We start from the raw sequence: 12,542 nt of genomic DNA, 5'->3' as shown, positions 1-12,542 counted from the left end.
GCGCCCCCGTCCCGTGAGGGGCGGGCCGGTGTGCCGGTATCGTTGCTGACGGTCGGCCGCTTCGTAGAGTTCCCCGTATCGGGGAGTGCGAAGCCTTCGTACGACCGTACAAAGAGAACTCCCGAGCACCCGGGAACCCGAGAACCCGAGGAAGGGCCCCGCCGTGGCCAAGGCCAAGCGCCTCGTCGTGCTGGTCTCCGGATCAGGTACGAATTTGCAGGCCCTGCTCGACGCCGTCGCGGAGCACGGGGCGGCGGCGTACGGCGCCGAGGTCGTGGCCGTGGGCGCCGACCGCACCGGCATCGTGGGCCTGGAGCGCGCCGAGCGCGCGGGGCTGCCGTCGTTCGTGTGCCGCGTACGGGACTACGCGAGCCGCGAGGAGTGGGACCGCGCGCTCGCCGACGCCACCGCGGTGTACGAACCCGACCTGGTCGTCTCCGCCGGGTTCATGAGGATCGTCGGCAAGGAGTTCCTGGCCCGGTTCGGCGGGCGCACGGTGAACACCCACCCGGCCCTGCTGCCCAGTTTTCCGGGGGCCCACGGCGTGCGCGACGCACTCGCGTACGGCGCGAAGGTCACCGGCTGCACCGTCCACTTCGTCGACGACGGCGTCGACACCGGCCCGATCATCGCGCAGGGCGTGGTGGAGATCAGGGCCGAGGACGACGAGAGCGCGCTGCACGAGCGCATCAAGGAAGTCGAGCGAGGACTGCTCGTCGAAGTCGTCGGGCGCCTGGCCCGGGACGGCTTCTCGATCGAGGGACGAAAGGTAGTTATCCCGTGACCGCCGAAGGTACGGCCACCGCAGCAGCTACGGCCACCGCCGAGGGTACGCAGCGCCCCGTCAAGCGCGCGCTCATCAGCGTCTACGACAAGACCGGGCTCGAAGAACTCGCGCGCGGCCTGCACGAGGCCGGTGTGGAGCTGGTGTCGACCGGCTCCACCGCGGGGCGGATCGCCGCCGCCGGCGTGCCGGTCACCAAGGTCGAGGAGCTGACCGGCTTCCCCGAGTGCCTGGACGGCCGGGTCAAGACGCTGCACCCGCGCGTGCACGCCGGCATCCTCGCCGACCTGCGCCTGGAGGACCACCGCAACCAGCTCGCCGAGCTGGGCGTGGAGCCGTTCCAGCTGGTCGTCGTGAACCTCTACCCGTTCAAGGAGACCGTCGCCTCCGGCGCGACGCCCGACGAGTGCGTGGAGCAGATCGACATCGGCGGCCCTTCCATGGTCCGCGCCGCCGCCAAGAACCACCCGTCCGTGGCGGTCGTCACCAGCCCCGCGCGGTACGACGCCGTGCTCGCCGCGGTCCGTGCGGGCGGCTTCGACCTGGCGGCGCGCAAGCGGCTCGCGGGGGAGGCCTTCCAGCACACGGCCGCCTACGACGTGGCGGTGGCGTCCTGGTTCGCCGACGGACACGGCGCCGCCGCCGACGAGAGCGGCTTCCCCGAGTTCATCGGTTCGACCCACGTCCGCAAGAACGTGCTGCGCTACGGCGAGAACCCGCATCAGGGCGCGGCCCTCTACGTGCCCGCGGGCGGCTCCGCCGCGGGGGACGGCCGCGGCGGCCTCGCCGAGGCCGAGCAGCTGCACGGCAAGGAGATGTCGTACAACAACTTCACGGACACGGACGCCGCGCGCCGTGCCGCGTACGACCACGACGACCCGTGCGTGGCGATCATCAAGCACGCCAACCCGTGCGGCATCGCCATCGGCGGCAACGTCGCCGAGGCGCACCGCAAGGCGCACGCCTGTGACCCGCTGTCCGCGTTCGGCGGTGTCATCGCCGTGAACCGGCCGGTCACCACGGAGATGGCGGAGCAGGTCGCCGAGATCTTCACCGAGGTCATCGTCGCGCCCGACTACGAGGACGGCGCGCTCGAAGCCCTCACCAAGAAGAAGAACCTCCGGGTCCTGCGCGCCCCGCAGGCGCCCGCCACCCCCGTCGAGGTCAAGCCCGTCGACGGCGGCGTGCTGCTCCAGGTCACCGACAGGCTCCAGGCCGAGGGCGACAACCCGGCCAACTGGACCCTCGCCACCGGGGACGCGCTCTCCGAGGGCGAGCTGGCCGAGCTGTCCTTCGCCTGGCGCGCCTGCCGTGCCGTGAAGTCCAACGCGATCCTGCTCGCCAAGGACGGGGCGTCCGTGGGCGTCGGCATGGGCCAGGTCAACCGCGTGGACTCCGCGAAGCTCGCGGTCGAACGGGCCGGTGAGGAGCGGGCCCGCGGCGCCTTCGCCGCCTCCGACGCGTTCTTCCCCTTCCCCGACGGCCTGGAGGTCCTGACCGCAGCGGGTGTCAAGGCCGTCGTGCAGCCCGGCGGTTCGGTCCGTGACGAACTCGTCGTCGAGGCCGCGAAGAAGGCGGGCGTGACGATGTACTTCACGGGGACGCGGCACTTCTTCCACTGAGCGGTACGTGACGGTGGGGCGCACCCGGACCCGGGTGCGCCCCACCGTCACGTCGACGTGCGACGAGCCGTCCATCAGCCTCGGTGAACCACCGTCACATCAGCCCTTGATGACGACCGTGCCGCACACCTTGTCGGCGAAGGTCTGCTTCTTGGAGTCCCACAGCGGCCACAGCCACCCGATGTAGAGGGGCAGGCTGTCCAGGAAGTGGGCGAGGCGGCGCACGAACGCCATGCCGACGCCGACCGGGCGGCCGTCCAGCTCCCGCAGCAGCCGGATGCCGAGCGCCTTCTTGCCGATGGTCTGACCCGTACGGCCCTCCTGGATCAGCTGGTAGATCGCCATGCCGATCAGGGCGATGACGCCGAGCACGCCGATGGCGGCCCGTACGGCGTTCACGTCGATGACGAGACCTATGAGCATCACCACGTAGATCCCGACGAAGACCAGCATGTCGACGAAGAACGCGCCGACGCGCAGCCCCCAGTGCGCCAGCTCGGGCCGGGCGCCGTAGCCGTTCGGGTCGTACCCCTGCTGCGGCTGGGCGCCGTAGGGGGACTGGCCGCCCTGCTGCTGCGGGTAGGCGGGGTAGTGCTGGCCCGGGTAGCCGCCCTGCTGCGGCGGTACGCCCTGGGGGGCCTGCTGCGGATAGCCGTAACCGGGCTGACCGGGCTGACCGGGCTGACCGGGCTGGCCCGGCTGCTGGGGCGGCGGCCCGTAAGGGTTGCTCATGGCGGGAATCCTCCGTCGGGGACTGTGCGGGGAACTGTCGGGGACGACGCGGCACACGCGGAGGAGAAAACGTTCACAGATGCGTCGGTTCCCCCCGACATCGGCCGCGGCACTGTGGCCCACATCGTTCTTCAGCGCTGCGGTGTTTGTCCAGCCGCGCCCCCATGGCGTTGTGCGAGTGCAATCATCACGGGCCGCATTGGCCCGCGAGTGCACCACCACGGGCCGCATCGGCCGACCGTGCGCCCCGAATGCCGCTCGTGCTCCCGCGACCCCGGGTGCCCCGGATTGGTACGCGGACGCCCTCATCCGGGAGGATGGGGCCATGACCGCCCAGATTCTCGATGGCAAGGCCACCGCAGCAGCGATCAAGTCCGAACTGACCGTCCGCGTGGCGGCTCTGAAGGAGAAGGGCGTCACGCCCGGCCTCGGCACTGTCCTGGTCGGCGACGACCCCGGCAGTCAGAAGTACGTCGCGGGCAAGCACCGCGACTGCGCGCAGGTCGGCATCGCCTCCATCCAGCGCGAACTGCCCGCGACCGCCTCGCAGGAGGAGATCGAGGCCGTCGTGCGGGAGCTGAACGACGACCCGGCCTGCACCGGCTACATCGTGCAACTGCCGCTCCCCAAGGGCATCGACGAGAACCGCGTCCTCGAGCTGATGGACCCCGCCAAGGACGCGGACGGCCTGCACCCGACCAACCTGGGCCGCCTGGTCCTGAACGAGCCGGCGCCGCTGCCCTGCACCCCCTACGGCATCATCCGGCTGCTGCGCCGGCACGACGTCGAGATCAAGGGCGCGGAGGTCGTGGTCGTCGGGCGCGGGGTGACCATCGGGCGGCCGATGCCGCTGCTGCTCACCCGCAAGTCGGAGAACGCGACGGTCACCCAGTGCCACACGGGCACCCGTGACCTCTCCTCCCACCTGCGGCGCGCCGACATCATCGTGGCGGCGGCCGGCGTACCGCACCTCATCAAGCCCGAGGACGTGAAGCCGGGCGCCGCGGTGCTCGACGTCGGCGTCTCGCGGGACGACACCGGGAAGATCGTCGGCGATGTGCACCCGGGGGTCGCCGAGGTCGCCGGGTGGATCTCGCCCAACCCCGGCGGGGTGGGCCCGATGACGCGCGCCCAGCTCCTGGTCAACGTCGTCGAGGCCGCGGAACGCCGCGCCGGCTGAGCGAGGGAGGGGCTAGCCCATGAACGCAGGGCCGAGGGGCACGGACCCGGCCGGTACCGGGGCGCCGGTCGACGACCGCGCCCCGGGTGAGGACCCGGAGCGGAGCACGGACACCGGGCCGCAGCCGGAGCCGGGTCAAGACCGGGGAAGGGCCCCGGAGCGGAGCACGGCCACCGGCCCGGAGCGGGAGTCCGGCGGGTCGGGCGACCTCGACCGGTCGCAGTCCGGCGGGTCGGGCGGCCTCGACGACGGCGAGCCCACCGCCAAGGGGGCCGTCAGCGCCCCCGGGCCCGACGGCGAACCCCGCAAGGTGTCGCGGCGGTTCCCGCTGTTCACCCGGGACACCGCCCGGCCCGAGGGCGGCGGCCGCGCGGCGTCGGGGGACGCGCCCGCGCCGGCGCGGCAGTGGCCGCTGCTCGGCGTCGTGTCCCTGGTGGGGCTCGGGCTGCTCCTGACCGCCTTCGACGTGTTCCGCGTCGGCACGATACTGATCGGGCTCGCGCTGCTCGCGGGCGCCGTGCTGCGCTGGTGGCTGCCGGGCGTCGGCATGCTGGCGGTGCGCTCACGGTTCACGGACATGGTGACGTACGGCAGTCTCGGACTGGTGATCGTGCTGCTCGCGCTGATGGCGCAGCCGGATCCCTGGCTGCGGATCCCGTTCCTCGACGACGCGCTGCACTTCACGATCAGCAGCTAGCAGGGCGGCCCGGGGCCACCGCGGTGCGGCGGCCACCGCGGCCGGCAGACCCCGGCACAAAGCCCGGGCACACATCCACGGCACACACCAACGGCCCGTACTCGCCAGGAGAGTACGGGCCGTTGGCCGTGGGGGCAGGGGGTGGTGCCGGCGGCCGCGGGCCCGTTCCTTCGTGCGCCCCCGCACGAAGCCGCGTACCTCAGTGGTCTGTGTGTCCCGGGGGTGTGGGGCGCAGGCCTGGTCCCCCGTGCAAACCCCCGTTTGCGGCCCGCGCCCCCTTCCCCCGGCGCGCCGTTTTTTCAAGGCGGCGCGGGTGGTGGTGCTGAGGCAAGAACCTACGCGGCGCCGGTGTGCCCCGTCGTCCTGTGCCGGGTTGACGTTCGTATACCACCTTCGGAGTACGTGGGAGCCGTCTACAACTTCCGCGGTACGGCAGCCGATGGACGTGCCCCCACCCGCACGCGGGCTACGCTGCGGCGATGCGCCTCCCCCCGTTCGCCGTCGACGTGCTGCTCGCCGTGGGGCAAGCAGCACTGATCGCGTTGCTGGGTCCGGAGGCCCACGTGGTGGGCTGGTCCACCCTGGATGCGCGCGGCTATCTGCTCGCCACCCTGGTGATCCTGCCGACCATGTTCCGCTGGAAGGCACCCATGGTGGCGTGCCTGCTCACCTACTCGCTGTGGACCCTGTACGTCGCTGTCGGCTACTGGCCCGTGGTGACGTCCTTCGGGCCGATGCTGTGCCTGTACACAGTGGCCCTCCAGAAGTCCACGAAGGCCACCGGCTACTGTGCGGGGCTGCTCGCGGCGATCTGGGTCTACGGCGGGCTCGTCGGGCAGGACAACGTCGCGATGCCTTCGGTGCCGACGGTGGCCTCGCAGGCCATCGGCATCAACGCCCTGGTGTGGCGGATGGGGTACCTGGCCCGCCGCTCCGCGGAACTCGCCCGCAAGACCCACGCCGAGCAGCACGAGAGGGCCCGGCACGCGGTCGCCCAGGAGCGCGGCCGGATAGCCAGGGAGCTGCACGACGTCGTCGCCCACCACATGTCGGTGATCTCCGTCCAGGCGGGGCTCGCCAAGTTCGTCTTCGACTCCGACGCCAAGACCGCGCGCACCGCGCTCGGCACCATCTCCGGCACCAGCACCGAGGCCCTGGAGGAGATGCGGCGCATGCTGCGGGTGCTGCGCGCCCAGGAGGACGACGGGGTGGTGCCGGACGCGCCGATGCCGGGGCTCGCCCGCATCGAGGACATGACGGACCGGGTCAGGGCGGGCGGGGTGCCCGTGGAGTTCCGGGTCACCGGGACGCCGCGGCCGATCGCGCCCGGCGTCGAACTGTGTGCGTACCGCGTGGTCCAGGAAGCCCTCACCAACGTCCTCAAGCACGCCCGCCACGCCAGCGCGACCGTGGAACTCCACTACCACCGCGACCGCATCGAGGTGTCGGTCACCGACGACGGGGAGGGGGTGATTCCGGAGAGAGTGAGGAGTGGTGGTGGACATGGGTTGATTGGTATGCGTGAACGAGCGAAGCTCTACGGCGGAACGATCAGCATCGGACCGCGCAGCGCGGGAGGGTTCGCCGTCAGGCTGACCCTGCCCACGTCGGCGCGGGCCGCACCGGCGGGAGACGATGTCACCGAATGACCGAAAGCCACACCAAGGTGCTCGTCGTGGACGACCAGTTCCTCATCCGCGCCGGGCTCGTCGGTGTGCTGCGGGCGGCCCCCGGGATCGAGGTCGTCGGCGAGGCCGGTGACGGCGCGGAAGCCGTGGAGCTCGCGGCGGCCACGCACCCCGACGTGATCCTCATGGACATCCGCATGCCCGGCATGAACGGCATCACCGCCACCGAGCGCATCCTCGCCGCGGCCTCCGAACCCCAGCCCCGCGTCCTGGTCCTCACCACCTTCGACCTCGACGAGTACGTGTACGGGGCGCTGCGCGCGGGCGCCGCCGGATTTCTGCTCAAGGACTCCGGGCCCGAACGGCTCCTGGCCGCCGTGGCCGCGGTGGCCAGCGGCGACGCGCTGTTCGCGCCGAGCGTCACACGGCGTCTGGTGGAGGCCTTCGCGGTGCGCTCCGGAGTCGCCCCGGCCTCGGCCGACGCGCCGCCCGCCGACCTCGCCGCGCTCACCGGGCGCGAGCTGGAGGTCCTGAAGCTGATCGCGCAGGGCCTGTCCAACGCGGAGATCGCCGACCGCCTGTACATCAGCGAGGCGACCGTCAAGACCCACCTCAACCGCACCATGAACAAGCTGGACCTGGACACCAGGGCGCAGGCCGTGGTGATCGCGTACGAGACGGGTCTGGTGATCCCGGGCAGAACGAATCTCTGACGTCGCGGAGCAGCGCGTGGACGGCGCCCGTCCTCTCCCCCGTGGGAGGACGGGCGCCGTCGTTCTGCGGGGCGAGCCCCCGTGCTCGCCGTGGGTCAAGCGTCATGGACGCGCCATCGCGGCGACAAGTCGGAACCGTCCCCTGTGGCACGGAAGTGACCATTCCGCAACGGTGTTCTGGGCCCGCTACGGATGAGAAACGGCCTGCTCAAAGGGCATATTTAGGAAGATCGTGCGGAGTGCGGGAGGGAGAGCGGGCGTTCCGCGTCGCGCGGCGGGGCGTCGATGGGACACTGAGCCGTGGACCGCGGGGCGCACGGCAGGGCACACTTTGCCCCCAATACTCCGATGCGCTCCCATACGGGGAACTGACACCACGGATCCGCGCATCCCTCTGGGTAGTTCACGCACGGCGGCAGACAGGCACGTACGGGGGGACAGGGGGAGCAATGCCTCGATGGAAGGCGCTACCGGACGATCTCGACCCGCAGGTCAGGGAGTTCGCGAGTCAGTTGCGCACGCTGGTCGACCGCAGCGGGCTGAGCATCGCCGCGGTGTCGGACAGGACCGGCTACAGCAAGACGTCGTGGGAGCGCTATCTGAACGGGCGGCTGCTCGCCCCCAAGGGTGCGATCGTCGCGCTCGCCGAAGTCACCGGCACACCGCCGGTGCACCTCATCACCATGTGGGAGCTCGCGGAGCGCGCCTGGAGCCGCTCCGAGATGCGGCACGACATGACGATGCAGGCGATACGCATCTCCCAGGCGCGCGCCGCGCTCGGCGAGCAGGCCTCGAACCCGCCGGGGAGCACCAAGGGCGCCAAGGGCCCGAAGGTGTCCGGGGAGTCCAGGGACGCCGCGGCCGCGGGGGGCAGGACGGGCAAGGCCCCAAAGGCTCCGAAGACGGCCAAGGCTCCGCGGACCCCCGAGGTCCCGAACGCCCCCAGGGACAACAGCGGTCCCGGACGGGCGTCGCGGGGCGGCATCGGGACCGTGACCGGTGTGGCCGGGCCCGCGGGGGTCTCCCCCACGGTGCCGCCGGTGCCGCGGCAGCAGCCCGCCGAACGGGAGCCGCCCGCCTCACGTTCGTACGAGGCGTCGGCGCCCCCCGGTTCGGTGGCACCGACGGCGTCGGCGCCGCCGGTGTACCCGGGCGGGGGGCCGGGGTCCGGCGGCAAGTCCCCCGACGGGCAGCGGCGCAAGCGGAAGCTGACGATGTTCCTCGCTGGTGTGGTGGGAGCGCTCGTGGTGATCGCGGCGGCGGTGTTCCTCACCGACCTGGGCAAGGGCGACGGCGACAAGAAGGCGAAGCCTTCCGCCGCGCCGTCGAGGTCCACGGCGAAGCTGCCCGCGGGGGTCGGGTGCGGCGGGGCCGACTGCGCCGGGAAGGACCCCGAGACCATGGGCTGCGGCGGGGAGTTCGCGAGGACCACGTCCCGGGCGACCGTCGGGGCGAGGACGCTCGTCGAGGTGCGGTACAGCAGGACGTGCGGGGCCGCCTGGGCCCGGGTCACCCTGGCCGCGCCGGGGGACGAGGTGCGGATCACCGGGTCCGGGGCGGGGGCGCGGCAGCGGGGGACCGTCGACGGGGTCGACGGCTACACGCCCATGGTCGCCGTGCGGGACGCCGCCTCCGCCAAGGCGTGCGTGACGCTCGCCTCCGGGGAGAGCGGCTGCACGAAGTGACCGGCTTCGGCCCGCGGGGGAGCCCTCCTCCGGGGTCTTCTCCCCCTGGGGGCGGAACGCGTCCACAGAAATGAGACAGCGGCACGCATGCGAGGGAGATCCGGGGGCAGACGAGACCTACCCCCACGGGAGTGGTCACACCCCCCCGGCGGCTGCCGCCTCGTCCCCCCGAGGCGGCGGCCGCCCACTCGTACCCGTTCCGGCCCGGGGGCCAGGGCCTGTGGGGTGCCCCACACGGCCCCACCGCTCGGGGCGGACGGCGGCGCGGTAACCTGACGCCGGATCTCTCTTGATGCCAAGAGATCGATCATCGAGGGCGTCGGTGGGGATCCAGCACATGGGGCAGGGACCCCCACCGCCAGCTGTCTTACGGAGATCGCCATGACCCGCACTCCCGTGAATGTCACCGTCACCGGCGCAGCCGGCCAGATCGGCTACGCGCTGCTCTTCCGCATCGCCTCCGGCCACCTGCTCGGCCCGGACGTGCCGGTCAACCTGCGCCTCCTGGAGATCACGCCCGCCCTCAAGGCCGCCGAGGGCACCGCCATGGAGCTCGACGACTGCGCCTTCCCGCTGCTTGCGGGCATCGAGATCAGCGACGACCCGAACGTCGCCTTCGACGGCGCCAACGTCGCCCTCCTCGTCGGCGCCCGCCCCCGCACCAAGGGCATGGAGCGCGGCGACCTCCTGGAGGCCAACGGCGGCATCTTCAAGCCGCAGGGCAAGGCCATCAACGACCACGCCGCGGACGACATCAAGGTCCTCGTCGTCGGCAACCCGGCCAACACCAACGCGCTCATCGCGCAGGCCGCCGCCCCGGACGTACCGGCCGAGCGCTTCACCGCCATGACGCGCCTGGACCACAACCGCGCGCTCTCGCAGCTCGCGAAGAAGACCGGCGCGTCGGTCTCCGACATCAAGCGGCTCACCATCTGGGGCAACCACTCCGCCACCCAGTACCCGGACATCTTCCACGCGGAGATCGCCGGAAAGAACGCCGCCGAGACCGTGAACGACGAGCAGTGGCTCGCCGACACCTTCATCCCGACCGTCGCCAAGCGCGGCGCCGCGATCATCGAGGCCCGTGGCGCGTCCTCCGCCGCCTCCGCCGCCAACGCCGCCATCGACCACGTGCACACGTGGGTCAACGGCACGGCCGCCGGCGACTGGACCTCCATGGGCATCCCGTCCGACGGTTCGTACGGCGTGCCGGAGGGCCTCATCTCCTCCTTCCCCGTCACCACCAAGGACGGCACGTACGAGATCGTCCAGGGCCTGGACGTCAACGACTTCTCGCGCGCCCGCATCGACGCCTCCGTCAAGGAGCTCGAGGAGGAGCGCGAGGCGGTCCGCGGCCTCGGCCTCATCTAGTACCACCGCGGTAGCACGCCGTAGTACGCGTACCTGAGTACGCGCCTGCGCAAGCGCGCACGACGAAGCCCCCCGGCGCCGTAGCCACGGCCCGGGGGGCTTTCGCGTACGTGGAATCCTTTAGGGGGACCGCTGTCCCATTCGCCGCACACCCACCGCCCCCTCCGCTAGCTTGCGCCGCATGCGAGCCGATCCACCGCGCCGGCCGTCCCGGCGGCAGCGCCGCCGGGCCCCCCGCCAGTACGCGCACACCGAGGCCACCCGGCTGCTCAGCGCGGGCACCCACCTCAACGCGGCGTTCCGCAGACGCGTCGTCGAGGAGCTGGTCGGGCACGCGGAGCGCCCGGTGGCGCCGCCGCTCGGCGCCGATGTGCTGCCGGTGCTCGCGCACGCGCTGCGCGCCCGGCGCGACGAACTGGTGACGGCGCTGCTGCTGCTCGCCGTCTGGGCCGGGTTCCTGGTCACGGACGCCGTGCTGCTCCTCGACGCCCTGGAGGACCGGGCGGGCGGCGACGCCGGGCTGACCGCCGGTGACATCGCCCTGCTCCCGTTCGGCACCGAGGCCGCGGGCGCGGGCGACACGGAGCCCGGCGGCGGCCTCGGCGGCATGGTGCCGGGCGGCTGGGCCCTCGCGTACGCCCTCGTGGTGCTGCTGCTGTGGTGCGCGCGGACGGTGGCGGGCCGGGACACGGGCGTCGGCGCGCCGCTGCGCCCGGTGCCGCTGCCCGCAGCCCTCGCCTGGCTGCGGCGGCGCTTCGGCGGGCTGCTCACGTACACGGCCTGGGCGGCGGCGCTCGCGTACGCGGTGGCCGCGGTCGAAGGGATCGCCGACACCCCGTACCCCGTGATCTTCCCGCTCCTGATCGCGGCCGTCGTCTGGCGCCACACCTCCCGGCGCACCCGGACGCTGCGCGCACAGCTGGCCCGGCAGATCTTCGCCGAGACCGAACAGCCGCGCCTGCCCGCGCGGTACGGCCGCATCGAGCGGTGCATCCGCCGCGAGCAGGACGCCTCCCTCACGCTGTACGACGTCAACCGCCCCTTCGTCGGCGCCGGAGCGCCCCGCGAGCCCTGGTCCGTCGTCCTGGAGCTGAAGCGCGCCGCCGACGAGGGCGACGGCGCCCCCGCCGGGGCGAACGGCGGTGTGCCCCGGCAGCAGACCGCTCCCGTGGCGCTCACCGCGGACGACGTCATCACGATGATCGAGCCCCGCCTCCAGGACCTGCGCACCTCGGCGGCGGCCACCAGCAGGGACCGGCTGCGGCAGCTGGAGATCGAGGAGTTCGTCTACCTCCCGGCGGGCGTCGGCCGCGACGAGGAGGTGTACACCGGCGAGGGCGCGCGACGGGCCCTCGTGTACGGGCGGGACCAGGCGGACCGGCACCTCGACGAGTCCGCGGGCGAGGGCGGCGAGGCGCGCCGCCACTTCCTGCGCATCCGCGTCGGCGCCTGGAACGAGCAGGTCGTCGTCTCGCTCCTGGTCCGGGTGCACACGCAGGGGGGCATGCTCGTCCTGGAGGTCGTGCCGCACGTGCTCGGCCCGGTCAGGGCCGAGTTCCGCGCCGTGGACGGGCTCGTGGGCGGTGAGCCGGAAGGACCGCTGCGCACCGCGGCCCGTGCCTGTGTCACCGCCCCCGCGCACTCGGTGGCCCTCGGCATCACCGCCCTGCGCTGGCTGCCCTCGCTCGGGACCGCGCTGCGGCTCTGGCTGACGGCGCCGGAGGCCGACCCGCACCCCGCGCCCGCCGGGGCCGCCGGTGCCCTGCGCCGGTTCGGCCGTCTCCTGCGGCACGGCGCCGCCCGGCTGTGGCCGGAGCCCGGCCGTGCCCCCGACGCCCCGCTGGTCTCGCTGCGCCAGCTCGCGGCCACCGACGAGCTGTCGCTGTTCCAGGAGATGGACGTCGCCCGCTACACCCGCACCCTCCAGGACCGCATCGGCGAGGGCGTGCGCGACGCGCTCAGGGAGGGCGGCTACCGCACCGACCGCCTCGAGCAGCACATCACGCAGATCAACAGCGGTGTCTACATCAAGGAGATGTCCGGCGGCGCCCTCGCCACCGGCACCCACGGCCGGGCCACCCACACGGACAAGACCCCCGCGTGAGCGGCCCCTTACGGGAGGAACACCCC

General features: G+C 72.7%; 10 protein-coding genes. 9 read left to right on the top strand and 1 reads right to left on the bottom strand.

The window, feature by feature from the left end:
- Positions 1 to 163: 163 nt before the first annotated feature.
- Positions 164 to 784 carry a phosphoribosylglycinamide formyltransferase gene (purN, locus tag ACH4DX_RS13025; RefSeq protein WP_398121968.1) on the top strand — a complete coding sequence of 207 codons (621 nt, stop codon included), beginning with the start codon at positions 164 to 166 and terminating at the stop codon, positions 782 to 784.
- A complete protein-coding gene (gene purH, locus ACH4DX_RS13020) occupies positions 781 to 2,406 on the top strand; it encodes a bifunctional phosphoribosylaminoimidazolecarboxamide formyltransferase/IMP cyclohydrolase (RefSeq protein WP_398121969.1) in 1,626 nt (541 codons plus the stop codon). The genes purN and purH overlap by 4 nt, the downstream gene beginning before the upstream one ends.
- Before the next feature lie 99 nt (positions 2,407 to 2,505).
- On the opposite strand, the gene ACH4DX_RS13015 is transcribed toward purH, so the two are convergent.
- Positions 2,506 to 3,138, bottom strand: a complete 633-nt coding sequence (locus ACH4DX_RS13015; protein WP_398155093.1) for an RDD family protein — start codon at positions 3,136 to 3,138, stop codon at positions 2,506 to 2,508.
- Positions 3,139 to 3,463: 325 nt separating this feature from the next.
- Here ACH4DX_RS13015 and ACH4DX_RS13010 point away from each other — a divergent pair, with 325 nt between their 5' ends.
- The 7 genes from ACH4DX_RS13010 (at position 3,464) to ACH4DX_RS12980 (ending at position 12,516) form a co-directional block, all read left to right on the top strand.
- Positions 3,464 to 4,318, top strand: a complete 855-nt coding sequence (locus ACH4DX_RS13010; protein ID WP_398121971.1) for a bifunctional methylenetetrahydrofolate dehydrogenase/methenyltetrahydrofolate cyclohydrolase — start codon at positions 3,464 to 3,466, stop codon at positions 4,316 to 4,318.
- A gap of 19 nt (positions 4,319 to 4,337) precedes the next feature.
- Positions 4,338 to 5,015 carry a DUF3017 domain-containing protein gene (locus ACH4DX_RS13005; RefSeq protein ID WP_398155092.1) on the top strand — a complete coding sequence of 226 codons (678 nt, stop codon included), beginning with the start codon at positions 4,338 to 4,340 and terminating at the stop codon, positions 5,013 to 5,015.
- Positions 5,016 to 5,494: 479 nt separating this feature from the next.
- Positions 5,495 to 6,664 (top strand): sensor histidine kinase, encoded by a 1,170-nt coding sequence (locus ACH4DX_RS13000; protein ID WP_398155091.1) that lies wholly within the window; start codon positions 5,495 to 5,497, stop codon positions 6,662 to 6,664.
- Positions 6,661 to 7,356, top strand: a complete 696-nt coding sequence (locus ACH4DX_RS12995; RefSeq protein ID WP_398121974.1) for a response regulator — start codon at positions 6,661 to 6,663, stop codon at positions 7,354 to 7,356. The genes ACH4DX_RS13000 and ACH4DX_RS12995 overlap by 4 nt, the downstream gene beginning before the upstream one ends.
- A gap of 449 nt (positions 7,357 to 7,805) precedes the next feature.
- A complete protein-coding gene (locus ACH4DX_RS12990; protein WP_398155090.1) occupies positions 7,806 to 9,041 on the top strand; it encodes a DUF2690 domain-containing protein in 1,236 nt (411 codons plus the stop codon).
- A gap of 381 nt (positions 9,042 to 9,422) precedes the next feature.
- Positions 9,423 to 10,412: a malate dehydrogenase gene (locus tag ACH4DX_RS12985; protein ID WP_398155089.1), complete on the top strand. Its 990-nt coding sequence runs from the start codon at positions 9,423 to 9,425 to the stop codon at positions 10,410 to 10,412.
- A 181-nt stretch (positions 10,413 to 10,593) separates the two neighbouring features.
- Positions 10,594 to 12,516, top strand: a complete 1,923-nt coding sequence (locus tag ACH4DX_RS12980; RefSeq protein ID WP_398155088.1) for a hypothetical protein — start codon at positions 10,594 to 10,596, stop codon at positions 12,514 to 12,516.
- Positions 12,517 to 12,542 lie beyond the last annotated feature (26 nt).

Origin of the sequence: Streptomyces sp. NPDC017940 (assembly GCF_044328435.1) — a bacterium.
Classification (GTDB): Bacteria; Actinomycetota; Actinomycetes; order Streptomycetales; family Streptomycetaceae; genus Streptomyces.
This window is presented reverse-complemented; position numbering and strand designations above follow the sequence as displayed.